Origin of the sequence: Brevundimonas sp. M20, assembly GCF_006547065.1 — a bacterium.
Taxonomy (GTDB): Bacteria; Pseudomonadota; Alphaproteobacteria; order Caulobacterales; family Caulobacteraceae; genus Brevundimonas.
The window spans coordinates 683,053-707,170 of sequence record NZ_CP041243.1; the positions used below are offsets into that span (position 1 = coordinate 683,053).

The 24,118-nt window shown below is 68.9% G+C and carries 24 protein-coding genes; 7 read left to right on the top strand and 17 right to left on the bottom strand.

The genetic code is table 11. The annotated features are described in order from the left end of the window. Window positions 1-27 precede the first annotated feature (27 nt). Complete coding sequence (locus FKQ52_RS03240; protein WP_141625860.1) at window positions 28-1,851, top strand: DUF885 family protein; 1,824 nt, start codon at window positions 28-30, stop codon at window positions 1,849-1,851. Here FKQ52_RS03240 and FKQ52_RS03245 read toward each other — a convergent pair. From FKQ52_RS03245 to FKQ52_RS03260, 4 genes are all read right to left on the bottom strand, one after another. Further along, the gene (locus FKQ52_RS03245) at window positions 1,848-2,762 is read right to left on the bottom strand and encodes a LysR substrate-binding domain-containing protein (protein WP_141625861.1); all 915 of its coding nucleotides are present in this window, start codon (window positions 2,760-2,762) and stop codon (window positions 1,848-1,850) included. The genes FKQ52_RS03240 and FKQ52_RS03245 overlap by 4 nt on opposite strands. Before the next feature lie 330 nt (window positions 2,763-3,092). After that, complete coding sequence (locus FKQ52_RS03250) at window positions 3,093-4,028, bottom strand: NAD(P)/FAD-dependent oxidoreductase (protein WP_240811726.1); 936 nt, start codon at window positions 4,026-4,028, stop codon at window positions 3,093-3,095. After that, window positions 4,025-5,170: a DUF1176 domain-containing protein gene (locus FKQ52_RS03255; protein WP_141625862.1), complete on the bottom strand. Its 1,146-nt coding sequence runs from the start codon at window positions 5,168-5,170 to the stop codon at window positions 4,025-4,027. Before FKQ52_RS03255 ends, FKQ52_RS03250 begins: the two co-directional genes overlap by 4 nt. Further along, on the bottom strand, window positions 5,158-5,427 hold the full coding sequence (locus FKQ52_RS03260; RefSeq protein ID WP_141625863.1) for a hypothetical protein: 270 nt from the start codon (window positions 5,425-5,427) through the stop codon (window positions 5,158-5,160). Before FKQ52_RS03260 ends, FKQ52_RS03255 begins: the two co-directional genes overlap by 13 nt. A 205-nt stretch (window positions 5,428-5,632) precedes the next feature. On the opposite strand from FKQ52_RS03260, the gene FKQ52_RS03265 reads away from it, so the two are divergent. The 3 genes from FKQ52_RS03265 (at window position 5,633) to FKQ52_RS03275 (ending at window position 8,312) form a co-directional block, all read left to right on the top strand. Continuing rightward, window positions 5,633-6,847: an NADP-dependent isocitrate dehydrogenase gene (locus FKQ52_RS03265; RefSeq protein ID WP_141625864.1), complete on the top strand. Its 1,215-nt coding sequence runs from the start codon at window positions 5,633-5,635 to the stop codon at window positions 6,845-6,847. Between the two features lie 207 nt (window positions 6,848-7,054). Further along, window positions 7,055-7,672, top strand: coding sequence for a DUF2939 domain-containing protein (locus FKQ52_RS03270; protein ID WP_141625865.1), 618 nt, complete (start codon window positions 7,055-7,057; stop codon window positions 7,670-7,672). Window positions 7,673-7,751: 79 nt separating this feature from the next. Further along, window positions 7,752-8,312 (top strand): DUF2939 domain-containing protein, encoded by a 561-nt coding sequence (locus FKQ52_RS03275; RefSeq protein WP_141625866.1) that lies wholly within the window; start codon window positions 7,752-7,754, stop codon window positions 8,310-8,312. Here FKQ52_RS03275 and alaS read toward each other — a convergent pair. Further along, on the bottom strand, window positions 8,309-10,957 hold the full coding sequence (gene alaS, locus FKQ52_RS03280; RefSeq protein WP_141625867.1) for an alanine--tRNA ligase: 2,649 nt from the start codon (window positions 10,955-10,957) through the stop codon (window positions 8,309-8,311). The genes FKQ52_RS03275 and alaS overlap by 4 nt on opposite strands. 193 nt (window positions 10,958-11,150) lie before the next feature. Between alaS and FKQ52_RS16350 the strand changes: the two genes are divergently transcribed. Then, window positions 11,151-11,327 carry a hypothetical protein gene (locus FKQ52_RS16350; protein WP_168196780.1) on the top strand — a complete coding sequence of 59 codons (177 nt, stop codon included), beginning with the start codon at window positions 11,151-11,153 and terminating at the stop codon, window positions 11,325-11,327. Window positions 11,328-11,365: 38 nt separating this feature from the next. On the opposite strand, the gene FKQ52_RS03285 is transcribed toward FKQ52_RS16350, so the two are convergent. From FKQ52_RS03285 to chpT, 6 genes are all read right to left on the bottom strand, one after another. Continuing rightward, window positions 11,366-11,656, bottom strand: a complete 291-nt coding sequence (locus FKQ52_RS03285; RefSeq protein WP_141625868.1) for a hypothetical protein — start codon at window positions 11,654-11,656, stop codon at window positions 11,366-11,368. Window positions 11,657-11,894: 238 nt separating this feature from the next. Then, window positions 11,895-12,974: a recombinase RecA gene (gene recA, locus FKQ52_RS03290; RefSeq protein ID WP_141625869.1), complete on the bottom strand. Its 1,080-nt coding sequence runs from the start codon at window positions 12,972-12,974 to the stop codon at window positions 11,895-11,897. A 188-nt stretch (window positions 12,975-13,162) separates the two neighbouring features. After that, entirely contained in the window at window positions 13,163-15,043 is a 1,881-nt protein-coding gene (locus FKQ52_RS03295; protein WP_141625870.1) for a M28 family peptidase, read from the bottom strand. Between the two features lie 67 nt (window positions 15,044-15,110). Next, window positions 15,111-15,926 carry a protein-glutamate O-methyltransferase CheR gene (locus tag FKQ52_RS03300; protein WP_141625871.1) on the bottom strand — a complete coding sequence of 272 codons (816 nt, stop codon included), beginning with the start codon at window positions 15,924-15,926 and terminating at the stop codon, window positions 15,111-15,113. Window positions 15,927-15,930: 4 nt separating this feature from the next. After that, complete coding sequence (locus FKQ52_RS03305) at window positions 15,931-16,302, bottom strand: PleD family two-component system response regulator (protein ID WP_141625872.1); 372 nt, start codon at window positions 16,300-16,302, stop codon at window positions 15,931-15,933. Between the two features lie 103 nt (window positions 16,303-16,405). After that, complete coding sequence (chpT, locus tag FKQ52_RS03310; protein WP_141625873.1) at window positions 16,406-17,062, bottom strand: histidine phosphotransferase ChpT; 657 nt, start codon at window positions 17,060-17,062, stop codon at window positions 16,406-16,408. A gap of 89 nt (window positions 17,063-17,151) precedes the next feature. On the opposite strand from chpT, the gene cysQ reads away from it, so the two are divergent. Beyond that, window positions 17,152-17,937 carry a 3'(2'),5'-bisphosphate nucleotidase CysQ gene (gene cysQ / locus FKQ52_RS03315; RefSeq protein WP_141625874.1) on the top strand — a complete coding sequence of 262 codons (786 nt, stop codon included), beginning with the start codon at window positions 17,152-17,154 and terminating at the stop codon, window positions 17,935-17,937. On the opposite strand, the gene FKQ52_RS03320 is transcribed toward cysQ, so the two are convergent. From FKQ52_RS03320 to FKQ52_RS03340, 6 genes are all read right to left on the bottom strand, one after another. After that, window positions 17,934-19,172 (bottom strand): hypothetical protein, encoded by a 1,239-nt coding sequence (locus FKQ52_RS03320; RefSeq protein ID WP_141625875.1) that lies wholly within the window; start codon window positions 19,170-19,172, stop codon window positions 17,934-17,936. The two genes, cysQ and FKQ52_RS03320, sit on opposite strands and share 4 nt — an antisense overlap. Window positions 19,173-19,281: 109 nt before the next feature. Then, complete coding sequence (locus FKQ52_RS03325) at window positions 19,282-19,800, bottom strand: YbjN domain-containing protein (protein WP_141625876.1); 519 nt, start codon at window positions 19,798-19,800, stop codon at window positions 19,282-19,284. Window positions 19,801-19,864: 64 nt separating this feature from the next. Next, window positions 19,865-20,209 carry a hypothetical protein gene (locus FKQ52_RS03330; RefSeq protein ID WP_141625877.1) on the bottom strand — a complete coding sequence of 115 codons (345 nt, stop codon included), beginning with the start codon at window positions 20,207-20,209 and terminating at the stop codon, window positions 19,865-19,867. A gap of 81 nt (window positions 20,210-20,290) precedes the next feature. Further along, window positions 20,291-21,811: a tetratricopeptide repeat protein gene (locus FKQ52_RS03335; RefSeq protein WP_141625878.1), complete on the bottom strand. Its 1,521-nt coding sequence runs from the start codon at window positions 21,809-21,811 to the stop codon at window positions 20,291-20,293. An 89-nt stretch (window positions 21,812-21,900) separates the two neighbouring features. Further along, window positions 21,901-22,029: a hypothetical protein gene (locus FKQ52_RS16735; protein WP_255431440.1), complete on the bottom strand. Its 129-nt coding sequence runs from the start codon at window positions 22,027-22,029 to the stop codon at window positions 21,901-21,903. Window positions 22,030-22,094: 65 nt separating this feature from the next. Beyond that, entirely contained in the window at window positions 22,095-23,738 is a 1,644-nt protein-coding gene (locus FKQ52_RS03340; RefSeq protein WP_141625879.1) for a peptide chain release factor 3, read from the bottom strand. A gap of 182 nt (window positions 23,739-23,920) precedes the next feature. On the opposite strand from FKQ52_RS03340, the gene FKQ52_RS16355 reads away from it, so the two are divergent. After that, complete coding sequence (locus FKQ52_RS16355) at window positions 23,921-24,061, top strand: hypothetical protein (RefSeq protein ID WP_168196781.1); 141 nt, start codon at window positions 23,921-23,923, stop codon at window positions 24,059-24,061. Window positions 24,062-24,118: the final 57 nt, after the last annotated feature.

The following is a 24,118-nucleotide window of genomic DNA, read 5'->3' on the forward strand; positions in this document are numbered from 1 at the left end:
CAAATCCATGACCACCGGGAGTCCGTCATGCTGGATCGTCGCCGTTTCCTTCTGAGCACCGCCGCCGGGGCCGGTCTGGCCGCCACGGGAGGCGCGGTCTTCGCGCAGGAGGCGGGGTCCGCCGACGCGGCCCTGTCGACGGTAATGGACAAGATCACGCAGGAACACCTGCTCAGCTCGCCTGAGCTTCTGACCATGCTGGGCCTCGACAAGGGGCCGGGCGCGGCGATGAAGGGCCGGCTGGATGACCGCTCGCTGGCGAAGCAGCAGCAGGACAAGGTCAAGTTCGTGGCGTCGATGGCGGCCCTGAACGGCATCGACCGCGAGGCCCTGTCGCCGCGCTTCAAGGTCTATCACGACACCGTCCGGTTCTTCGGCGAGACGGCGATTCAGGGCTACGACTTCCCCTATGGCGGCGGCATGTGGCCGTCGCCCTATACGGTCAGCCAGCTCGGCGGCGCCTACCAGAGCATTCCCGACTTCCTCGACAGCCAGCACTCGATCGACACGACCGAGGACGCTGAGGCCTATCTATCCCGCCTCTCGGCGCTGGCGACCGTCTTTGATCAGGAGACCGAGCGGATGCGCGCCGAGTTCGCGGCGGGCGCCGTGCCGCCCGACTTCGTCATCCAGCGCGCCACCGGTCAGATGCAGTCGATCCTCGGCGCCGATCCCTCGAGCCTGACCCTCGTTTCCTCGGTCGCCCGCCGCGCGGCGGAGAAGGGGCTTCAGGGCGACTGGGCCGCCCGCGCCTTGGCCATCGTCAACGGCGAGGTCCTGCCCGCCCTGACCCGTCAGCGCGACACCTTGGCCGCCGCCCTGCCGTCGGCCGTGCACGACGCCGGCTGCTGGCGCCTGCCGGACGGCGACGCCTATTACGGCTACGGGCTGAAATTCTACACCACCTCCGCCCTGAACGGGCAGGAGATCCACGATATGGGTCTGGAGCAGGTGGCCGAGTTGAGCGCCCGGGCCGATGAACTTCTGAAGGCTCAGGGGCTGACGCAAGGCACGGTGGGCGAGCGCATAGCCTCCATCGGCAGCCTGCCGGGCCAGCTCTATCCCAACACCGACGAGGCCAAGGAACAGTTGCTGGCGGACCTCAACGCCCAGATGGCTACGGTCATGGCGCGGATGCCCGAATACTTTGGCCGCCTGCCGACCTCGGCCTGCGACATCCGCCGTGTGCCCAAGGAGATCGAGGCCGGCGCGCCGGGCGGCTACTACCAGTCGCCGTCACTGGATGGCTCGCGACCGGGCGCCTACTACATCAACCTGCGCGACACGGCCGAGTGGCCGAAATTCACCCTGCCGACCCTGACCTATCACGAGGCGGTGCCGGGCCATCACTTCCAGATCGCTCTGCAGCAGGAAAAGGTCGACACGCCGATCCTGCTCAAGGTGCTGGGCTTCTCGGCCTATGCCGAGGGCTGGGGCCTCTACGCCGAGCAGCTGGCCGACGAGATCGGCATGTACGAGAACGACCCGTGGGGCCGGATCGGCTGCATCCAGTCGCTGATGTTCCGCGCCGCCCGCCTCGTGGTCGACTCCGGCCTGCACTACAAGCGCTGGAGTCGCGAGCAGGGCATTCGCTACATGGTCGAGACCTTGGGCGATCAGGAAAGCTCGATCACCACCGAGGTCGAACGCTACGCCGTCTGGCCGGGTCAGGCTTCCAGCTACAAGGTCGGCCACACCACCTGGGTGCGCCTGCGCGAACAGGCGAAGGCGACGCTGGGCGACCGTTTCGATATCAAGGGCTTCCACGACGTCGGCCTCGACGCGGGCGGCGTGCCCCTGACGGTACTTGAACGGGTCATCGACGACTGGGTCGCCAGCCGGCGGGGCTAACCCCCCGCCCGCGCCTCGATCACGGCGGGGTCCGCGTCGGCGACGGACATCAGCCATTCCCGGAACCGCCGGATCTTGGGCGAGCGCCGCCGCCCCTCGGGCCAGACCAGATAGTAGCCGGTGTGGAAGGACACCGTCTGAGGAAACGGCCGGACCAGCAGCCCGGCCCTGAGCTCCCGCGCGAACAGGATGGGCGAGCCCAGCGCCACGCCCTGATCGCCCAGCGCCGCCGCCACCTCCAGCACCTGATAGTCGGCGGTCAGGCGGATCGCCGGGCGGCGGCCCTCGCTCAGGCCCGCGACCGCGAACCACTCGGCCCACTCCTTCTCCATCCCGATCCGGGGCGCCTCCAGCAGGTCGCACGGCTCTTTCAGGTTCAGCCGCTCGGCCATCGCCGGGCTGCACAGGGGTGTGAAGATCGACGGCATGAACAGCTGGCTCTCCAGCCCCGGCCATTCCCCGTGACCCGAACGGATGCCGACATCGAACCCTTCGCGCGACAGGTCCAGCAGGGCCGGATTGGTGTCCAGCCGCACCGCCAATCCGGGGTTCGCCAACTGGAAGGCCCCCAGATGCGGCGCCAGCCACTGGCTCGCCAGCGTGGCCAGCGTCGTGATCGACAGGATGTGCTCGTCCGCCTCGGTCAGGTCGCTGATCGCCCGGCGCAGCAGGGTGACGGCCTCAGTCGCGGCGCTCGACAGGCGCTCTCCGGCCTCGGTCGGCTGCACCTCTCGCGGCAGGCGGCGGAACAGGCTCTGGCCCAGCCGACCCTCCAGCGCCTTGATCTGCCAGCTGACCGCGGCCTGGGTCATGCCCAGCTCCTCGGCGGCGCGGGTGAAGCTTCTCAGGCGGGCGGCGGCCTCGAACACCCGGATGGAGGCGAGGGGAATGCCGGACAGGGGATCGGCCATAAGCGAGCCTTATGAGGTGGCCGGCCAATCTGGTTTGTCCCGCCGACCTGTCAAGCCGATAGTCCTCTCACCGCCGACGCCGGACAGAGGAGGCCGCTATGGAAGAGATGCACCACACGCATAAGGAACCCGCATGGGGCTGGATCTCGGTGCTTGAGGACTGGCGCCGCAGCCGCGCTCGTCGGCGTCTGCGCGCACAGCCCCGGTCCGACGCCGCGCACCGCCGCTGACCCTTTCCAACCCGGTACGCTACGGGGGAGCCTCCGCCCCCTGTCTCTGCCGTAGGGCTCCCGTCTCCGCGGGAGCCATGGCCCGAACGCCGGGGTTCCCCTACGCCCGGTGTTCGGGCCGACCCGCTTTCGGCGGCACGATCAGGCCGTCCGCCTGCCGCAGCCGATTGTGGATGTCGGTGGCCGCGACGGCGGCTTCGGCGCTCGCCACCGCGATCTGGTTCAGCCCGCGCACCACATCCCCGGCGGCATAGAGCCCGGGCGTCGTGGTCTGTTGATGGGCGTCCACGAACAGCCGCCCGTCCTCTCCGGTCCTGGCGCCGAGGCCCTCCGCCAGCCCGGCGTTCGGCGAGGTCCCCAGGGCTGAGTAGACCAGGTCGAAGCTGCGGAAAGTCCCGCCCCAGCTCAGCGCCGTGACCCGATCAGCCTCCAGCCGCACATTGTCGATCGGGGCGCGGATCAGTTCGATCCCCAGTCGCTCCAGCTCATCGCCGCAAGCCAGGTCCTCCGGGCGCCCGATATGGATAAGCGCCACCCGGTCCGAATAAGTGCGCAGGAAGGCCGCCTCCCGGGCGCCCTTCTCGTCGGTCCCGATCACTGCCACGGCCTTGTCGATGGCTTCATAGCCGTCACAGATCGGACAGATGCGAACCAGCGACCGTTCGATGGCGCGCTCGACACCGGGCAGATCGGGATGGTGGTCGGTCACGCCGGTGGCCAGCAGAACGGCCCGGGTTCGCATCTCCCGTCCGTTCAGCCGGGCGACGAAGTCGCCGCCGTCGCGCGCCAGAGCGTCAACACGCCCGGCTTCGATCACGGCCCCGTACTCGACCGCCTGCTCCGTCATCCGTCTCAGGATGGCGTCGCCGGTGATGCCTTGGGGAAAGCCGGGCATGTTGTGGCTGACGGGTATCCAGCAGGCGCGGGACTGGCCCCCGTCGGCCACCAGCACACGTCGCCGGAACCGCGCCAGATAGGTCGCCGCCGTGAGCCCCGCGGGGCCGGCCCCGACGATCAGAACCTCCGCGTCGCTCACCCGCGCGTCCGCCACAGTGTCGGCCAGACGTCCGGGGTCATGCCCCAGCAATCGCCCATGGAGCGTTCCTCGGACAGGGCGAAGCCGCCGGTGGTCCAGGTCCAGGTGGTGATGGTTCCGCAGTCGCCGAGGCCGCGTCCACGCGGGAAGACGGTCAGTGTCCGGCGCTCCGCGTCATAGACCGGGTTCACCAGCCACGGACCCTGACCACCGATGTCGCCTTCCTTGCGGGGTGTGCGTTCGGGCAGGGGCGCCGGGCGAACATTCGAACCGTCCGGGCGGCTCAGGTACAGGACATAGGTGGCGTTATAGGCGCCGCTGCCGCAGGGCACGCCCCACAGCACCGTCTGCCCGTCCAGTCGCGCGCCGAGGATGGCCTGATTGAGCGTGTCGTTGCCCTCCGCCCGGCAGTCCTTGACCGCCTGCAATCCCTCGATGTTGGCGGGCAACTTCAGTCCCCTGGCGTCGTCCTCCAGCGGATTGGCGGCGCCTTCGAAGCCGCGCTGCGAGATCGCCGGAGCCGGTGTGGCTTGCGGCAGGGGCGGCGGCGCCGGAACGGCGGAGGCCGGACGGTCGCCGCGTCGGATCAGGGCGGTGGGGGTGTTCAACCGCCCCTGTCGCTCGTCGATCCACAACAGGGCCGCCGAGATGCCAGACGACGGCAGGTCCGCCGTCTGTGCGCCCGATGCCAGCGCCAGAAAGCGCGAGGCGGGCAGGGCGGCGATCACGGTCCGCGCCCGCTGCGCCTCGGTCTCACGACCTCCCCCGCGCAGGGCGTAGTCCCGTCCGTCGATCTTCAGCTTCAGCGTTTCGGGCGCCTTGTCCACGTCGCCGAAGGCCCAACTGCCGGCGGTCACGGTCGGCACGGCGTCAGGACCGGCGTCGATGGCGATGCGGAGCCAGCCGCTATCCGATCCGCTCCAGGCCACGCAGGCGTTGCCGTTGTCGCAGGCCGCGCGCCACTCCCGGAACTCGCGCATCTCCGGGACCGCCGCGACCGGCGTGGGCGACGGCGCGCCCGGAGCGTCGGCCGGCGCCTGGCTCGCGGCGCCCGCGACCGGCGTCGGGGCCTTGTCCGCCTCGTCCCGCCCACAGGCCGCCAGAGTGGTCGCCGCCGCCGCCGTCAGGATCAGATATCGCACGGGTCTTCCCCCCTGAATGTCAAAGCTTCGACGGGTTTCAGGACATGCGCGCCGTCCGGACCCCGATCTCCCTGATAGACGCGGGATCGCCCCGACCGGTTCCGTCCGGTCTTTCGCGGATGCGGACGCCGGCCGGTGCGCAGGTCCCGCTCGTAGTCCGCCAGCACCCGCCGCATCAGTTCAGGGTCTATCAGAATCGGGGTCTCGCAGAAGGTGAGTATCCATTGCTCGGTGAGCGTCTCCACATCATCGTTCATGCGCCCCGTCGGTCTTGGTAAGCCAGTCACTGAAAGGCCAACGAGCCTTGACGATGCGGCGTTCAGCTTGGCCGCAGGCGGCTTTTTCAGGGCAGGGTGAACGGCGATAATCTGCCGCGTCCCCGCACGGGCTTTGCGCCCCGGCGCGACGGGGCTATACCCCCGCCGACCCTTTCATATTCCCCAAGGCAGAGGCAGCATCCGCATGGCCAAGATCAAGGTCGAGAACCCCATCGTCGACATCGACGGCGACGAAATGACCCGCATCATCTGGCAGATGATCAAGGACAAGCTGGTCTTCCCGTTCCTGGACCTGGAACTGGACTACTACGACCTGGGCATGGAGCACCGCGACGCCACCGACGATCAGGTGACCATCGATGCGGCCCACGCCATCCAGAAGCATGGCGTCGGCGTGAAGTGCGCCACCATCACCCCGGACGAAGCCCGGGTGAAGGAATTCGGGCTGAAGAAGATGTGGAAGTCGCCGAACGGCACCATCCGCAACATCCTGGGCGGCGTCGTCTTCCGTGAGCCGATCATCTGCTCGAACGTGCCGCGTCTGGTTCCGGGCTGGACCCAGCCGATCGTCGTCGGCCGTCACGCCTTCGGCGACCAGTACAAGGCCACCGACTTCCTGATGCCGGGCGCCGGCACCCTGTCGATCAAGTTCGTCGGCGACGACGGCGAGGTGATCGAGCACGAGGTCTTCAAGTCGCCGGGCGCCGGCGTCGCCATGGGCATGTACAACCTGGACGCCTCGATCACCGAGTTCGCCCACGCCTCGTTCGCCTACGGCCTGCAGCGCAACTACCCGGTCTATCTTTCGACCAAGAACACGATCCTGAAAGCCTATGACGGCCGCTTCAAGGACATCTTCCAGGCTGTATTCGACGAGCACTACGCCGCTGAATTCAAGGCCCGCGGCCTGACCTATGAGCACCGTCTGATCGACGACATGGTCGCGGCCGCGATCAAGTGGTCGGGCGGCTTCGTCTGGGCGTGCAAGAACTACGACGGCGACGTGCAGTCGGACATCGTCGCCCAGGGCTTCGGCTCGCTGGGCCTGATGACCTCGGTCCTGATGACCCCGGACGGCAAGGTGCTGGAAACCGAAGCCGCCCACGGCACCGTGACCCGTCACTACCGCCAACACCAGAAGGGCGAAGCCACCTCCACCAACTCGATCGCCTCGATCTTCGCCTGGACCCGTGGCTTCAAGCACCGCGCCAAGCTGGACGGCAACGCCGAGCTGGACCGGTTCGCCGACACCCTCGAGAAGGTCGTCGTCGACACCGTCGAGGCCGGCTACATGACCAAGGACCTGGCCCTGCTGGTCGGTGACACCCAGTCGTGGCTGTCGACCGAAGGCTTCCTGGACAAGGTCGCCGAGAACCTGACCAAGGAACTGGCGGCTTAATTGCCCTTCTCCCCTGCGGGGGAGAAGGTGGCATGCGAAGCATGACGGATGGGGGGATGCCGGAAACGGCGTCCCCCTTTCCAATTGTGGCGCGGACAGAGCCCCCTCAGCCGAGCGGCTCCGCCGCCCACCTTCTCCCCCGAGGGGAGAAGGCCTTGGCCACCGACCCGGCCCGTGCATATCTGGTCCGGTTAACGGAGGGCGGGCGTGAAACTCATCGGGCGGCTTATTCTGGCGGCGATCATCATCGCGGTGATCAGCTTCTTCGCGGCGCCCGGCGTGGCCTTCTTCGCCGTTCGGTCGGCGGCGGACGCCAATGATGCGGCGGCCCTGTCGCGGCTGATCGACTACACCGCCGTGCGCCAGTCGCTGCGGCCCCAACTGACCGGGAATCCGGCGGCGCAGGCGCCGGCTCCGTCCTTCCTCGAAGACCCCATCGGCGCGGTGAGGCGTCAGTTCGAGCAGGCGGTTCCGGCGCTGGGGCCGACGCCCGACGCCTATCTGACCCCCGCCGCCGTCGCCGCCCTGACCCGGGGCGAGGGCCGCTACGCCTCCCAGCGCACCGCCGCGCCGTCGGAGGGCGAGCGCCGTGATCCCTTCCCCGAGCCGGTCTTCTGGGGCGTGAACCGCGCCCGGATGGCGGTGACGGACGAGGGCGGCTCGAAGACCGTCTTCACCTTCGAGCGCAAGGGGCCGTTCGAATGGCGTCTGGTCCACATCGGCCTGCCGGAGGGCGTCTCACCGGCGGCCCCGGGCGCGCCTGCCGACGACCCGGCGCCCGAGCTCCCTCCCATCGCTGGCAAAAGCGGCAAGACGGGCGGCTGATCTTCCGCCCACTGGCTAAGCAGGCTCGACTCGGGCAACCGTAGCGGTGGGGAGGCGTTACGACGCCAGAGGGAAGAGTATGACCAAGAAACTGCTGACCGGCGGTGTGCTGGCGGCGGCGTTGCTTCTGGCCGCTGCATGGGGCCTGGCGCCGGTGTTCGCCGGGCAGGCGTTGATCCGCGCCGCCAAGGCGGGGGATGCCCGCAAGCTGGAACGGCTCGTCGACTTCCCCGCCCTGCGTGAGAGCCTGAAGGACCAGTTGAGCCTTGAGGTCGCCAGCCGCATCGGCCGCGACCCCCGCCTCGCCGAGAAGGGGCTGGGCGGGCTGGGCATGATGCTGGCGCCGATGATCCTGGACGGCGCCATCGACGCCGTGGTCACGCCCGAGGTGGTGGCCCAGATGGTTACGACAGCCGAAGCGCCCCGCCCCGCCGGCGCTCCCGAGCCCAAGTCACAGGCAGGCGACCGGAAGGGCGGCAAGGACCTGCATCAGTCATGGGGATACCGCGACCTCAACCATTTCGCCGTGACCCTGACCGACCGGGAAAAGCCGGACCAGCATCTGGCCCTGATCCTCGAACGCCGGGGGCTGTTCCGCTGGCAACTGGCGGCGGTGGACCTGCAGACCGACGGCGGTTAGGCCCCCAGCGCCGCCCGCACCGCCGCCAGACCGTCCTCGGCCTTGCCGCCGTCCGGGGCGCCGCCCTGGGCGAAGTCGGGCTTGCCGCCCGCGCCCTGACCGCCCATCGCCAGCACCGCCGCGCGGGCCAGATCGGCCGCATTGACCTTGCCGACGACGTCCGAGGTCGCGGCGACGGTGACCGCCGCCTTGCCGTCCGTCACGCCGATCAGGGCGACGACGCCCGAACCGACCTGCTTGCGGAAGTCCTCGGCCACGCCGCGCAGACCCTTGCCGTCGACGCCGTCGAGGACGCGGGCGATCAGCTTGACGCCGTTGATCTCTTCCGGGGCCGCGTTCGCGCCCGAACCGCCGCCCAGGGCCAGCTGCTTCCTAAGCTCGGCGACCTGCTTCTCCAGCGCCTTGACCGAGGTCTGCAGGCCTTCGACGCGACCGGTCACGTCGCCGGTCTGGACCTTGAAGTCGCGGGCCAGCTTGCGCGCCACCCCGGCCTGACCTTCGAGGTACAGGCGCGCGGCCTCGCCGGTCAGGGCCTCGATGCGGCGGACGCCGGAGGCCACGCCGGTTTCCTGAATGACCTTGAACAGGCCGATGTCGCCGGTGCGGGCGACATGGGTGCCGCCGCACAGTTCGACCGAGTAGGGGGCGTTGTCCGACACCAGCGAACGGCCCAGCGTCAGGACGCGGACTTCCTCGCCGTACTTCTCGCCGAACAGGGCGATGGCGCCGGCCTCGATGGCGGCCTCGGGGGCCATCAGCCTGGTTTCCGCCGGGACGTTCTGGCGAATGACCGCGTTCACCTCGGCCTCGATGGCGGCCAGTTCGTCCTCGGTGACCGGGGCGGCGTGGCTGAAGTCGAAGCGGGCGCGTTCGGCGTCGACCAGTTGGCCCTTCTGCGCGACCTGCGGCCCCAGCACGTTCTTCAGCGCGGTGTGCAGCAGGTGGGCGGCCGAGTGGTTGGCGCGGGTTGTGGTGCGCTTGTCAGCATCGACCAGCTGGGCCGCGCGCATGCCGATCTCAAGCTTGCCCGCGGTGATCTGGGCCGACAGGACGTGCAGGTCGCCGGCGTGCTTCTTGACGTCGATGACCTCGGCCTCGCCGCCGGGCCATTCGAAGCTTCCGTGGTCGCCCGCCTGACCGCCGCTCTCGGCGTAGAAGGGGGTGGTGTCGAACAGGACCTCGACGATGTCGCCGGCGTCCGCCGAGTCCACCGGGGCCCCGCCCTTCATGATGGCCAGGACTTCGCCCGAACCGTCGATGTTGTCGTAGCCGGTGAAGACGGTCGGCCCCAGACGGTCGCGCACGGCCAGCCATTCGGCGGCGTTGGCGGTCTGGCCCGAGCCCTTCCAGTTCTCGCGCGAACGCTGGCGCTGCTCGGCCATGGCTTCCTGGAAGCCGTCGACGTTGACGGCGTAGCCGCGACGACGGGCCTCGTCCTGCGTCAGGTCCAGCGGGAAGCCGTAGGTATCCGACAGGGTGAAGGCCGTCTGACCGTCCAGCATGTCGCCGGGGTTGAAGCCCTGAACCGCCGTGTCGAACAGGGCCATGCCCTTGGACAGGGTGGTGCGGAAGCGGATCTCTTCCTGCTTCAGCGTGTCCTCGATGAACGGCTGGGCGCGCTTCAGTTCCGGATAGGCCTCGCCCATCTCGCTCACCAGCGTCGGCACCAGGCGGTGCATCAGCGGGTCGTTGGCGCCCAGCAGGTGGGCGTGGCGCATGGCGCGGCGCATGATGCGGCGCAGGACATAGCCCCGGCCTTCGTTCGACGGGGTGACGCCGTCGGCGATCAGGAAGGACGACGAGCGCAGGTGGTCGGCGATGACCCGGTGGCTGGAGGCCCGCTCACCTTCGGACTTCGTCGAGGTGGCGTCTTCCGAGGCCGCGATCAGGGTCTGGAACAGGTCGGTGTCGAACACCGAGTTCTTGCCTTGCAGGACCGAGGCGATGCGCTCCAGACCCATGCCGGTATCCACCGAGGGCTTGGGAAGGCTGCGAACGATCTGGTCGTTCTCCTTCTCGAACTGCATGAAGACGTTGTTCCAGATCTCCACGAACCGGTCGCCGTCCTCATCGGGCGAGCCGGGAGGGCCGCCGGGGACGTGTTCGCCGTAGTCGTAGAAGATCTCGGTGCAGGGACCGCAGGGGCCGTTGTCGCCCATGGCCCAGAAATTGTCGCTGCCGGCGATGCGGACGATCTTGTGGTCCGGGAAGCCGGTGACCTTTTTCCAGATGTCGAAGGCCTCATCGTCGTCGATGTAGACGGTGACCATGAGGCGGTCGGGCGACAGGCCGAAGTCCTTCGTCACCAGCGACCAGGCGCGGTCGATCGCGTGTTCCTTGAAGTAGTCGCCGAAGCTGAAATTGCCCAGCATTTCAAAGAAGGTCAGGTGGCGCGCGGTGTAGCCGACGTTGTCCAGATCGTTATGCTTGCCGCCCGCGCGGACGCATTTCTGCGAGCTGGTGGCGCGCGGGAAGGGCGGGGTCGCCGCGCCGGTGAAGTAGTCCTTGAACGGCACCATGCCCGCGTTGACGAACATCAGCGTCGGGTCGTTCTGCGGCACCAGCGGAGCCGAGTGGACCTTCTCGTGGCCGTCGGCCGCGAAGAAATCGAGATAGGTCGAGCGGATCTGTTTCAGGCTGGTCATGGGCGAGCGTCAGACGTGCGTAAAAATTGCGGAACGGGCGTCATATAGGGGTTTAAGCGCAAACGCATCACTCCTTCGCCGTTCAGTCCGGCCGCCGCTTCTTGCGAGGCGGGCGCCGGCGCGGGGATTGGCCGCACGGCCGCAATCCCGTCCGGCCCGTTCTCTCTCCAGACAAGCAAAAGGGAGAGACGCCGTGATCGACTACAATGACCCCGTCTATGTCGACTGGGACAAGGCGCTGGAGGCGCTTCAGGCGGCGCATCACAGTCTGCGTCGCCGACTGGACCAGCCGGAGGAGCGGGATGAAGCGCGCGCTGCGCTGGACAACACCCGCCGGCTCTATGAGGAGGCGCTGTCTCGCTTGCCTTGAGCGGAACAGGCAAGGACCGGTCGCTCCGTCCGATCGGGTCAGGGCGCGTTCCATTTGAGTTCGGTGGCGTCCACGGTGTCGGCGCCCATTTTTCGGATGAACACCGGGAGCAGTTGGGCGCGCCACTGTCTATGGTCCTGTGGATGGCTCAGGGCCGTGAAACCCTCAGCCTCCAGAAGCCAGTCCAGGAACTGTTCGGCGGTGACCGGCCCGGCCTCGGGAATAAAGAAGTCGACGTGGCTCGGCTGGCCGTTGACGGTCCCGCCGCCCCAGCCCAGCCCGACACAGAGTTCATCCATCAGGGCGTTGTAGCGGGAGGTTTGCGTCATCCGGGCAGTCTGTGGCCCTGATCGTCGTGCACCAAGGAAAAAAGGCCGCCCAACGCCGGCGGGGCGTTGAGCGGCCGCTCCGTCCGGTCCCGGCCCGGCGGGGTCGGATGGCGGGTCGCCGGACCTGATCGGAGAAGGTTCGGTGTCTGCGTCCGGCGAGGCCGGACTCAAAATTCAGCGGACATATCGGACTCTGCGGCCGCTCGCCGGATGGCGACGAGCAGCCTCAGTGCGGAGTCTAGCCCTCGAGGTCCTGGCCTTCGTCGGGCTCGGGCGTGCCCAGCAGTTCGTCGGCGATCTTGTTGGTCGAGGCGCGGACAGCCTTCTCGATGGCGGCGGCGACGTCCGGATTGGCCTTCAGGAAGGCGCGCACGTTCTCGCGGCCCTGACCGATGCGGGTCGAGTCATAGCTGAACCACGACCCCGACTTCTCGATGATGCCGGCCTTCACGCCCAGATCGATGACCTCGCCCAGCTTGGAGATGCCCTCGCCGTACATGATGTCGAAGATAACCTCGCGGAACGGCGGGGCGACCTTGTTCTTGACCACCTTCACGCGGGTGGTGTTGCCGACCACTTCGTCGCGGTCCTTGATCGCGCCGGTGCGGCGGATGTCCAGACGAACCGAGGCGTAGAATTTCAGCGCATTGCCGCCCGTGGTGGTTTCCGGGGAGCCGTACATCACGCCGATCTTGTGACGGATCTGGTTGATGAACAGGACGATGCATTTCGACTTGGAGATCGAGGCGGTCAGCTTGCGCAGGGCCTGCGACATCAGGCGGGCCTGAAGGCCGGGCAGGCTGTCGCCCATCTCGCCCTCGATTTCGGCGCGCGGCGTCAGGGCGGCGACCGAGTCGACCACCACGATGTCCACGGCGCCCGAACGGACGAGGGTGTCCACGATTTCCAGCGCCTGCTCGCCCGTGTCGGGCTGCGACACCAGCAGGTCGTCCAGGTTCACGCCCAGCTTCTGGGCGTAGACCGGGTCCAGCGCGTGTTCGGCGTCGACGAAGGCGGCCACGCCGCCCTTCTTCTGCACTTCCGCGACGGTGTGCAGGGCCAGGGTGGTCTTGCCCGAGGATTCCGGCCCGAAGACCTCGATCACCCGCCCGACCGGCAGACCGCCGATGCCGAGCGCCATGTCGAGACCCAGCGAACCGGTCGAGACGCTTTCGATTTCCGCGACGACGCCGGCCTTGCCGAGCTTCATCACGGAGCCCTTGCCGAAGGCGCGATCAATCTGCGCGATCGCCGCCTCCAGAGCGCGTTGCTTGTCGCCGTCTTCCTTGCCTACCAACTTCAGAGCCGCCTGTGACATTGCCTTCGTCTCCCTTGCCATGATTCCCATCTGGTTTCGGGAGAGACCCGCCACGGACCCGCCCCCTCGTTGTGTGAGGCGGACTATGTGCACGGTTTGTTCCGGTTCACAAGATGTTCTTGTTCTGTCCGCCCGAAGTTCCGGTTTCATACGTCCAAAAATGACGCATCCGTTCATAAAGGGCGTGTTCAGGCCGTCGCGGCGGCGATCATGGGCTCGGTGATCGCCGCGTAGCCGGACAGGCCCGCGCCCAGCAGCAGAACCGCGAGGGCGACCATCAGCAGGGGGCGGCGACCGGCCGTCTCCGGGGCGAACGGGCGGACCAGCATCAGGCCCAGCAGGCCGAGCAGGGCCAGAACGCCGGGCAGGTCCATGCCGATGCCCAGGAAGACCGGGTGCGCCATGCCGACCAGCCAGGCGCCGCCGACCGCCGCCGTGACCGCGACCGGCGCGAGGCCGATGGGGCGGGTCAGGCCCGGATTCAGCGCCGCCACGGCCACCGCGGCGACTGTCGCCAGCAGGGCCGGCCACAGGAAGAGGAAGGCGATTTCCGGCGCCGCCGTCTGTGCGGCCGCGGCGCACACCAGCACCAGCGCGATCAGTCCGGTCCAGCCGCCCCAGACGCTACGCGCCGCCAGATGCGGGACCAGCGACAGGCCGACCGCGACCGCCCCGGCGATCAGGATCATGACGTTGACCCCCGCCAGCGGGATGGTGGCGAGGGTCAGAACGGTCAGGGCTCCGGCGGACACGCGCCGGTCCGGACGCGCCCGGCCGCCTAGCACCGCGAGGATGACCGCCAGCACCGCCAGCGCCACGCCCGCCTCCAGCCAGGGCAGGCGGGCCAGCAGGACATAGTAGGCGGCGTCGCTGTCGACCCGGTCCGCCATCGGTCCGCCGAGAGCCCGCACCACATGGGTGACCACCAGACCGGCGCTGAGGAACCACAGGCCGTCCACCATGCCCCGGCCGACCTCGGCGAAGGTCAGTCCCGCGCGCTTGCGGGCTAGGGCCGCCGCGATGCACAGCAGGACCGCCGCGACGCCCCACAGCGCCCAGCCCACGACCGGCGGATACTGGACGATGACCCGGCCGAACACGTCGGCGTAGACGGCGTTTGTCGTTTCGCGCGGCAGAGCCGGCGCGCGCAGCAGGGCGTCGGCGCTTTCCAACGCCTGTGAGCCGAGGTGCTGCACGCTGCCCTGATCGAGTGTCGCGGGGGTCGAGTCGGCGGCGTGATACTGCTCCGGGCGGCCGATAAAGGCGAAGTTCAGCCCTTGCACGCCCCGGCCGGCCGGGACGGTGAAGTCGGTGCCGTTGGGCATGACCTTGTAGACGAAGATGGCCAGAGAGTTGGACGTCACCCCGCCGTCGGCCCGGCGCGCGGCCTGTCCGAACAGGGCGATGGTTTCGGCGTTGCCGCGCCCGGTCTCGAACATCATGGCCCGCCCGCCGCCGCCCCGCGCCTCGAGGTTGACCACCGCGCCGATGCGGTCGCGCAGGGGATGGCCGCCCCAGAAGACCCGGGCGCCGTCCAGATCCAGTTCCTCGCCGTCGGTCAGCAGGACCACCAGCGTCCGGTCCGCCGGACCCCGCGCCCGGATCGCGCGCGCGGTCTCCAGCGCGGCCGCCACCCCGGTCGAGTCATCCGCCGCGCCCGGCGAAGTCACCGTGGTGTCGTAATGGGCCATCAGGGCCACGGCGGGCAGGGCCGGATCGCGGCCGGGCAGCACGCCAATCAGATTGGTGGCGCTGAAATTCGCTGCGGCAGGGTCGCCGCCCGCCCGCTCCAGCCGCCGGATGGCTCCGGGCGACAGGGGGCCGGTCTGGGTCGAGGTTTGCAGGCCCAGCGCGCCCATCCGCTGCATCAGATACGCCTGCACCCGTGCATGTTCGGCCGAGCCGACCGGATGGGGACGCTGCGCGATGGCCCGGATGTCGATCATGGCCCGGTCGCTGGAGAATTCGGTCGCCGGGGCCGTGGCCGGAGCCGGTCGCGGAACCTGCAGGGTCAGGACGCCGACGCCCAGCGCGACCACCAGTGATCCGATCAGCCACCAAAGCCGCATGAAGACGCCTCCCCCCGGTCCAGATGACAGGGAGGCTAGGGCATCCGGGCGGATTAGCGAAGGGGGATCAGGCCGCGCGGCGGATCGCCGAGGGCGCCTTCACGAACAGGCCGCGACGGCCGGAGACCGCGCGGAACGCCACGCTGTCGCCGTCGATTCGCTCGTCGGGGCCGAGGAACAACACGCCGTCATCGACCAGGCGGCGCTCCAGATTGTCGAGCACCTGCGGCCGGCGGGCGGGGTCCACGTCGTCCAGCAGGTTGCGGCAGAAGATGATGTCGAACCGGGTGTCGTCGGTCGGCGGGTCCAGCAGGTTGGCGCGGGCGAAGTGGACGGCGGCGCGCAGCTGCGGCTTGGCGATCCACGCCTCCTCGGTCTGCTCGAACCAGCGCAGCATGGTCTCGGCCTTGAGGCCGCGCTGGATTTCGAAGCCTGTGTAGGCGCCCGTGCGGGCCTTCTCCAGAGCGCGCTGTGACAGGTCGGTGCCCACGATCTCGACCGGCGACCCGGCGTCCAGCGCGGCCATGGCGATCGACAGGGGTTCCTGCCCGGTCGAGCAGCCCGCCGACCAGATGCGCACCGGCTGGCCGCCGCGCGCGCGGCTGAGCGCCGGCAGGAGTTCGCCGCCCAGGGTGTCGAAGGTGGGACGGTCCCGGCGGAACCAGGTTTCGGGATTCAGCAGGGCCTCGATGATCGCCCAGCCCAGGCTTGCGACGGGCCTGGCCCACAGCGAGGCCAGCATGGCGTCGACGGTCTCGAACCCTTCACGTCGGGCCACCGGCCCCAGACGGTGCTCGGCCAGCTTCATCCGGTCGCGCGAAAGCCTGAACCCCGCGCGCGAGGCCATCAGCGATTGCAGGCGATCGAAGTCCTCAGGCGACATGGGTTCAGACGGCCCCCACCTCGGCGAATTTCGAGCTCAGGATCTCACCGTCGAACGGCTTCATCACATAGTCGTCGGCGCCCGCGGACAGGGCCTCGGCGATGCGGTCGGCACGGGTCTCGATGGTGCAGAACAGAACCTTGGGCTCCCGCCCGCCCGGCAGGTCGCGCAGGCGGCGCAGGAAGGTCAGGCCGTCCATGACGGGCATGGACCAGTCCAGCAGGATCACTTCGGGCATCAGGCCGGCGCAGAAGGCCAGCGCCTCCGAGCCGTCGGCGGCCTCGTCGACCTCGAAACCAAGGCCCTCGATGATGCGTCGCGCGACTTTCCGGATGATCCGGCTGTCGTCGACGATCAGACAGGTCCTGGGGGTCAAGCGCGTATCCTGCAGGCGAATCGGGCCGCAACGCCCGCGTGTGCACTATCCTCTATGATCGCTTCGCGCCGGTTAACGAGTCCTTGGGAAACCGGCTTAAGCGTCAGTTAGGCATGCGCGCCGTGAGCGACACGCGGCCTTCCTCGGCTTGTACATCAAGTGCGCCCCCCGCGTCATGTGCCGTTAACCACAGCCAGTAGGGCTGGATCCACTGGCCCGGAAGGCCCTCGGTCAGGGGGCGGCCCGCCAGCCCGGCGACGGCCTCGCCCTTCAGACGCGCACGGGCGCCTTCGGACACCCCTTCGATCACCACGCCGTCGCTGGCGATGTGGGTGCGGATGGTCGCCACGCCGCCCGACGGCAGGGCCGCCATGGCCATATAGGCCAGGTTCACCAGCGCCCGGGCCTGCGGCTTGGAATAGGTCCCCTCGGTCACGGCCCAGTTCAGGGTCGCGCGGCCGCCCTCGGTCAGGCCCGACACCAGTTCGCCCAGCTCGGCGCCCGAGAAGCGCTCGGCCGAGGTGGCGGCGCCGAAGGCCACGCGGGCGAAATTCACCAGCGCGATCATCTTCTTCGAACTGGCCTCGATCAGGCTCATGGCGTCGTCGCGCATGTCCTGGGCGGTCGGGTCCTTCAGCAGGTCCAGACCCGAGCTGATCGCCCCCGCCGGGCTGATGAAATCGTGGCACAGCTTGCCGGCGATGAGGGTGGCGAGGGCCTGTCCGTCGGGCAGGGCGGGGGTGGGCGCGGTGTCGGTCATCGGGTCCGAAAGGCTGGCGTGCGGAGTATCCCCAAGGCTGACCTGATTTGCCGGTTCTTCAAACCGCCGGGATGTTCTATCGGTCGCCCATGAGCAAACGACTGACCGCCGACCTCGCGTCGGGCGCGCTGGCCGAGACCCTGGCCGACATCGCCGAGGATGCGGCGCGCGTGATCCTGCCCTACTGGCGCAACGGCGTGGTGGCCGAGACCAAGGCCGATGACAGCCCCGTCACCCGGGCCGATCAGGAGGCTGAAGCCCTGATCCTTGAGCGGCTGGAGGCCCTCTATCCCGGGGTGCAGGCCGTGGCCGAGGAGGCGGTGTCCGCCCACGGCGTCCCGACCTCGCTGAAGGACTGGTTCTGGCTGATCGACCCGCTGGACGGCACGCGCGGCTTCGTCGAGGGCCGCGAGAGCTATACGGTCAACATCGCCCTGATCCATCGCGACACGCCGGTGGCCGGGGTGGTCTCGACGCCCGCGACCGGGATCACCTGGCGCAGCGGCGCGCCGGGCAAGGGCGCTTTCCGCCGTCGTTTCGGCGAGGGCTGGACGCCGATCCATGTGCGCGAGCGTCCCGCCGCGCCGGTGGCCCTGATGAGCCATAGCCTGACCGACGAGGAAGCCGACCGGCTTGGCTCCCGCTACGGCTGCAAGCAATGGCAGGGCATGGATTCGTCGCTGAAATTCTGCCTGATCGCCGAAGGGCGCTTCGACGCCTATCCGCGCGTCGGCCCGACCTCGGAATGGGACACGGCGGCGGGGCAGGCGGTGCTCGAGGCCGCCGGTGGTCGCGTCATGGCCGAGGACGGCTCGCCCCTGCGCTACGGCAAGCCGGGGCACGCCAACGGCGGCTTCGTGGCCCTGGGCGGCTAAACGGCGGCTTCCGGCATCGCCAGAACGGCCCGATCGGCCAGAGCCCCCGCGCCGAGCTCACGGGCGGTCTCCAGCGCTTCGGCCAGCATCAGGCCGACGGCCCGGGGCGCTTCGCCGGTCAGCCGCGCGCGCGCCAGCACCAGCCGCGCCATCCCGATCTGGTCGGCGGCCCAGTCCAGCGGCTGGATGCGGCCCGGCTCGGCCAGACGGCGGCGCACGGCGGCTTCCAGTCCGTTCAGCCCCCTCACGTCCGACAGTGTCTCGGCCACCGCGACCTCGGCGGACAGGCGGCGCTCGCGCACCAGGGCTCCGATCAACAGACCGGGCTCGCAGGTCATGGCCTCGGCCTGGGCCAGGACGATCAGCGGCGTCGCCTCGCTCGCGCTCGCCAGCAGAACGGTGGCCCAGTCCAACGGGCTGTGATCGGGGGTGAATTGGTCGGCGGCGGCGTCGAACAGGGCGCGGCCCTGGGCGGCGGCGGTCTCGTCCTTCGCCAGCGCGGCCAGCGCGGCCATGCCGGCTCCGGCCAGCGCCAGCGCGCGGGCGCGGGTCAGGGGGCGCTGGTCGGGCGAGGCGGCCTCGACGAGGGCGCGCAGATCACGACCGGCCTGATCCAGCATACGCGCATCCCGACGGGCCACGCCCGCCTCCAGGGACATCGCCGCGCGGTCCAGCCGCAGTTCGTCAGCCACCGGCGGCGGCAGGCTGCGCGCATCGTGCACGGCGGCGTCCAGCAGGGCCCCGGCGTCCAGCAGGGCGTTGGTCTCGCCGCTCAGCCGGGCCCGCCGGGCCGAGAGGCGAGCGTGCAGCGCGGCCGCCGCCGAACGGGTGACGGCCCGTTCGCAGGTCAGGCTCTGAAGGTCGGACAGGGCGGCGGTCAGGGCCGCGGGGCCGCCGAACAGGTCGAAACGCAACAGGTGGATGGCCGCCGACTCGATCGCGGCGGCGGCCGTCTGGTCCGGGTTGCTGGTGTGGCGGGCGGCGTCGGAAGCGGTCGAGGCGGCGCGGTCCAGACTGGCCCGGCTGCCGGTGCGCCGCGCGTGCTCGCGCCACAGGGCCGAGGCGCGCATCCAGCCGTCGAACGGACGCGGCGCCGAGACCCGGCCCGCATCAATCCCTTCGCGGCGGGCCTCGATCTGCACCAGCTCGGGACCGACCAGCTCCAGCCAGCCGAGGTCTTCGCTTTCGCGCGCCTTCTCGAACAGCTTTCTCAGATCGCGGCCGAATTCAAACATGCACGCAAGCTCCGGAACCGTCCCGCTTCGGGACGGACGAATGGTCCCCGGACGGTCTCCAAGCAAACGCAGCGCCGCGCCGCTGGTTCGCCGTGACTTTCGGGAGCGCTCAGCGACCGACAGCGTCGTGCAGGGTCTCGCCCAGCCGATCCATCATCAGCAGGAAGGTCATCGCCTCTTCCCGGATATGGTCCTGCGTCACGCCGCCGTCGGTGGTGACGTACCGCTCGGCCCGGACGTGGTCGTTCAGCACCAGCGCCTTGCCGATACGATACTCGTCGTTGAACTTCTCGATCGCGGCGGCGACCTTGGGGCGATCATTCGGCTGAAGGCCCCAGCTGGTGAAGAACAGGATGCCGAAACATCCCGGCGTGCCCCCTTCGGTGTCGCAGGCGGCCATTTCCACCGAAAAGCGGAACCCCTCGCGGGTCTCGATGTCGAACACTGTCTCGCCGGCCTTGCGCACGCTGGCGTAGTCCGAGGTGTTCAGCAGGGTGAACATCTCGGAAGTCAGGATCGAGCGATACACCTGGGCCCGTTCGATCCGCGCGGACTGGGCCGCCGCGGGCCCGGGCAGGGCGACGGCGGCGAGCCCCAGCGAAATCGCGGTCGTCAGAAACAGGCGCATTGGTACTCCCCGGTCATGCGGTGCTGCGACCCTAGCCGCGTGTCGGGTGAGCCGACAACGGGGATCAGTTCAGACGGGGCGCGCGAGCGCGGCAGCGTTGCAGTTCGGTGCGGGCGTCGTCGTCGTCGGCGCTCAGTTCCCGCACGGCCCGGATGCGGGCGCGGGTCTGGTCGCCCTCGGCGACGGTCGGGGTGCGCCCGACGCGACTTGCGGCCTGAATGGCGGTCAGCGACCAGTACAGGGCGGCGTCATACAGGGACCGGCCCTCGCTGCTTTCGCCGCCTTCCAGCTCCGAGGCCGCCTGGGTCAGCCCCGTGCAGCGCACAGCCTCGTCATACGACGGCTGCTGGCCCGACGCGGCTTGCGCGCCCGACAGGGACAGAATGGCCAGCAGGGCCGCCAAAGACATCGAATCCTCCACGGCACGCCCCGGCCGTCTGATGCGGACAGAGAACCATGGGCGCGTGACGGAAGGAAGACCGCGAAAGGGTCAGGGCGTGACCGGGGTGTTGGCGGCTTCACCGTTTCCCGCCGCCCGCCGGGCGTGGATCGCCGCCAGCCTGTCCCGCGCCCAGTCCGTGCTGCGTCCGCCGTGCGGGTCGTTCGCCATCGGCAGAAGATAGGCCTCGGCCTCGACGTCATGGCCGGCGGCGATCATGGCGTCGGCGGCCTGTCCTCTCAGATTGAGCACCTGCGGCGCGTGCTCGACGGCCAGACGCCAGGTCTCCAGATCGTTCTCGTTCGGATAGTCGTCGGCCATCCGGCGGATGCCGGCCAGTTCGGCGAGGACGCGATAGTCGGTCGGGTCGGCCGCATAAGCGCGCCCCAGCAGGGTCTGGGCCTCGCGGTACAGGGCGAACATCTGCGCGTCGTCCGTGGCTTGCCCGGCGTCGTCGATCCGGCGCCGGGCCGCCATCAGCAGGGCCTCGACATTGTTCGGCTCCAGCGCCAGCACCTGCTCGAGGATCGGCTCCGCCGCCGCCGGATCGCCCAGCGTGATTTCGGCATTGGCCAGGACGGTCAGGGCGAGGGCGTCTCCGGGATGACGGGCGGCGGCGGCGCGGGCCTGCGCCAGCAACGCCGGGTTCTCGCTGTCCCGCCCACGCTCCCTGATGTTCAGCCCGATCAGAAGCACATCGTCCGCGCTGTCCGGCAGCAGGGTTACGGTCATCTGCGGGTCCAGCGGCGGCATGCTCAGTTCGGCGTATCGCAGCCCCTGATCCATGTAGGTCCGCAGATCGCGTGTGAAGGCCTCCGGCGTGGTCTGGAACCGGGTCAGGAAGGCCTCGACCGGATCGGCCCCGTTGCTCAGGTCCGTGAGATAGGCGCCGAACCGTTGCAGCCGTTCCGGATCGGAAAGCAGATAGTGTGTCAGCAGCCAGGCCTGGGCGTAGAAGGTCCAGCGTTGTTGCTGTCCCTCCAGCGTCATGGGCGAGGCCGTCAGCAGGTTTCCGAGCGGCAACCAGCGCTGTTGTTGCAACGTCCGCAGGCGGCCGAGGTGGGGATAGCCGACCGTCGACTTGCCGCGTGAGTCCACGGTCGCCGTGGCGAAATACTCGGCGTAGCCTTCGCGGAACCAGCCCGGATAGCTGCCGGGCGAGGTCTGTGACATGTAGTGGTGGGTGTATTCGTGCAGCAGGAGGTCATCGTCCTGCCCGCGGATCAGAATGGCCCGGATGTCATAGGGGCTGGCGCGATAGAAGCCGTCCACGCCCTCGGGCAGGTCGGGCTGGACGACCCGCAACTCCCGTCCGTTCTCGACCAGATAGACCGGCAGCTTGCGCAGGCCCTCGATGTCGGTCGGGCCGTTGGCGACATGGCGCAGCAGGGCGTCGAACCGCTCCAGCCGGGCGGCGTAGTCGCGCAGGTTCCGTTCCGAGCCGTTGCTGTAGACGACGAAGTGGGCGGTCTCGGCCCGGCGCCAGTCGGCCAGCGCGGCCTGTGGCGCGGACAGGGCCAGAGCCAGCGTCGTTCCGACCAGCCACGCCGCCCGTCTGATATGCCTGCCCATGCTCTCACGTCCTCCGGATAGCCGAAGCTAACTGCACGGAGCGGATGACAACCTGACGAAAAGTGACGCACCGGGCCCGTGGGGCCGGATCAGCCGACGAACACGCCCGCGAGCGCAATGGCGAAAGCGATCAGGATGCTGACCGCCGAGATCGCCGCCGCCGCCGCGCCGATCACCAGCACGATCATCAGAATGCGATCCTTGGTCGAGGTTTTCATGCGCTCATCTACGGCGAAGGTCGTGGTCGCGTCGATGGCTGTCTGACTGCGTCAGGCGATCAGGGTCAGCCCCGTTCCTTCGTCTTCGTGAAGGCCACCTTGGGGAAGCGTTCGCCGACATAGCCGGTCTCCCAGCTCGACTTGGCCAGGAACACCGGGTCGCTGTCGATGTCGGTGGCCATCTGGGGGCGGTATTTGCCCATGAAGTCCTCGATGTCGGCTTTGGAGCCCCCCGATCCTGGCATGATCCAGCGGGCCTCGGCGTAGGGGCTGGGCTCGAAGATGACGTCCAGCCCGTACTCCTCGCCCAGACGGTCGGCCATGACCTCGAACTGCAGCTGGCCCACGGCGCCGACGATGAAGTCTGACCCGATCTCGGGACGGAACAGCTGGGTCACGCCTTCCTCGGCCAGACCCTCCAGCGCCTTCTTCAGGTGTTTGGCCTTCAGCGGATCCTTCACGCGCACGCGCTGCAGGATTTCCGGGGCGAAGTTCGGCAGGCCGGCGAACCGGATCATTCCGCTTTCCGACAGGCTGTCGCCCACACGCAGAACGCCGTGGTTCGGAATGCCGATCACGTCGCCGGCGAAGGCGTCCTCGGCCAGTTCACGGTCAGAAGCGAAGAACATGATGGGCGCGTTCACCGACAGCTGCTTGCCGGTGTTCTGGACCTTCAGCTTCATGCCGCGCTTGAAGCTGCCGGACGCCATGCGGAACATGGCGATGCGGTCGCGGTGGTTCGGGTCCATGTTCGCCTGGACCTTGAACACGAAGCCGGTGACCTCGGCCGAGCCCGGCTCGACGGTCAGGTCGACCGGGGCGGGGGCGTTGCGGGTCTCGGGCGGGGCTTCCTTCCGGGCCTTCATGACCTTGGGCGCGGGCGCCCAGTCGCCGATGGCCTTCAGCAGTTCATCGATGCCGAAATGGCGCAGGGCCGAGCCCCACAGCACCGGCGTCATATGGCCTTCGAGGAAGGACTGGACGTTGAACGCCGGGTATCCGGCCTCGACCAATTCCTGCGCCTCCAGCAGGGCCTCGTGCTCGCGTTCCTCGAAATACCGCGCGGCGTCGGCCAGCGGCAGGGCGTCGGGATGGGGCACGTCTTCCTTTGAGCCCGCGGGCTTCTTCGCATAGGGCTGGAACCGGCCCGTGCCCATCTCGACCATGCCGCGCAGGCGGTTGCCGCTCTCGGCGGGCCACCAGATCGGAGCCGGGTCCAGCTGAAGACGCGATGCGATCTCGTCCAGCAGGGCCATCGGGTCCTGCGCCTCGCGGTCCAGCTTGTTGATGAAGGTGATGATCGGAATGTCGCGCAGGCGACAAACCTCGAACAGCTTCAACGTCTGCGGCTCGATCCCCTTGGCGGCGTCCAGCACCATGATGGCGCAGTCGGCGGCGGTCAGGGTCCGATAGGTGTCTTCCGAGAAGTCCTCGTGCCCCGGGGTGTCCAGCAGATTGAACATCTTGCCGTCGTGCTCGAACGTCATCACCGACGCCGAGACCGAGATGCCGCGCTCCTTCTCGATCTTCATCCAGTCGGACTGGGTGCGGCGGTTCTCGCCGCGCGCCCGCACCGCGCCCGCCGCGCGGATCGCGCCGCCGGACAGCAGGATATGCTCCGTCAGCGTCGTTTTACCGGCGTCCGGGTGGGCGATGATGGCGAAGGTGCGACGGCGCGCAGCTTCCTCGGGCAGGGAGAGCTTGGACATTGGACGGGCGACCTAGACCAGCACGGGCTGAAAGTCACTCAGCGACGGGACTTTCCGGGGTTTGGTCTGTCACCGAAAGTGAATACCCCTTGGCAACGAAGGGATAATGGGATCATTGTTCAGTCAGGCGAGACGGTCCGGTCACGCAATCGGGCCCCGCCTTTGGAAACGAAGGAACGGACATGGCCCTGCATCACCCCATCGACGACCATCCTCCCGCCCGTGAAGGCGGCCCGCACCCGGCGATCTGCCTGATGCTCGGCTTCGCCGTCATCGCCGCCGGCGCGACGATCGTGCACATCGTCTTCAATACGCTGGTCTAGGCGGTCTGAAGTCCAAGGGGGCTTCGCGGCGTCCTGCGCCGGAGCCCCCCCTTTTCC

Excerpts from the sequence above, each read along its gene's own strand:
- FKQ52_RS03260 (WP_141625863.1), bottom strand. The coding sequence starts at position 5,427 with ATGAACGATGATGTGGAGACGCTCACCGAGCAATGGATACTCACCTTC.
- FKQ52_RS03275 (WP_141625866.1), top strand. The coding sequence starts at position 7,752 with ATGACCAAGAAACTGCTGACCGGCGGTGTGCTGGCGGCGGCGTTGCTT.
- FKQ52_RS03240 (WP_141625860.1), top strand. The coding sequence starts at position 28 with ATGCTGGATCGTCGCCGTTTCCTTCTGAGCACCGCCGCCGGGGCCGGT.
- FKQ52_RS03265 (WP_141625864.1), top strand. The coding sequence starts at position 5,633 with ATGGCCAAGATCAAGGTCGAGAACCCCATCGTCGACATCGACGGCGAC.
- FKQ52_RS16735 (WP_255431440.1), bottom strand. The coding sequence starts at position 22,029 with ATGAAAACCTCGACCAAGGATCGCATTCTGATGATCGTGCTGGTGATC.
- FKQ52_RS03330 (WP_141625877.1), bottom strand. The coding sequence starts at position 20,209 with ATGTCTTTGGCGGCCCTGCTGGCCATTCTGTCCCTGTCGGGCGCGCAA.
- FKQ52_RS03295 (WP_141625870.1), bottom strand. The coding sequence starts at position 15,043 with ATGCGGCTTTGGTGGCTGATCGGATCACTGGTGGTCGCGCTGGGCGTC.
- FKQ52_RS03320 (WP_141625875.1), bottom strand. The coding sequence starts at position 19,172 with ATGTTTGAATTCGGCCGCGATCTGAGAAAGCTGTTCGAGAAGGCGCGC.
- FKQ52_RS03340 (WP_141625879.1), bottom strand. The coding sequence starts at position 23,738 with ATGTCCAAGCTCTCCCTGCCCGAGGAAGCTGCGCGCCGTCGCACCTTC.
- alaS (WP_141625867.1), bottom strand. The coding sequence starts at position 10,957 with ATGACCAGCCTGAAACAGATCCGCTCGACCTATCTCGATTTCTTCGCG.
- cysQ (WP_141625874.1), top strand. The coding sequence starts at position 17,152 with ATGAGCAAACGACTGACCGCCGACCTCGCGTCGGGCGCGCTGGCCGAG.
- chpT (WP_141625873.1), bottom strand. The coding sequence starts at position 17,062 with ATGACCGACACCGCGCCCACCCCCGCCCTGCCCGACGGACAGGCCCTC.
- recA (WP_141625869.1), bottom strand. The coding sequence starts at position 12,974 with ATGTCACAGGCGGCTCTGAAGTTGGTAGGCAAGGAAGACGGCGACAAG.
- FKQ52_RS03325 (WP_141625876.1), bottom strand. The coding sequence starts at position 19,800 with ATGCGCCTGTTTCTGACGACCGCGATTTCGCTGGGGCTCGCCGCCGTC.
- FKQ52_RS03335 (WP_141625878.1), bottom strand. The coding sequence starts at position 21,811 with ATGGGCAGGCATATCAGACGGGCGGCGTGGCTGGTCGGAACGACGCTG.
- FKQ52_RS03245 (WP_141625861.1), bottom strand. The coding sequence starts at position 2,762 with ATGGCCGATCCCCTGTCCGGCATTCCCCTCGCCTCCATCCGGGTGTTC.
- FKQ52_RS03285 (WP_141625868.1), bottom strand. The coding sequence starts at position 11,656 with ATGACGCAAACCTCCCGCTACAACGCCCTGATGGATGAACTCTGTGTC.
- FKQ52_RS16355 (WP_168196781.1), top strand. The coding sequence starts at position 23,921 with ATGGCCCTGCATCACCCCATCGACGACCATCCTCCCGCCCGTGAAGGC.
- FKQ52_RS03300 (WP_141625871.1), bottom strand. The coding sequence starts at position 15,926 with ATGTCGCCTGAGGACTTCGATCGCCTGCAATCGCTGATGGCCTCGCGC.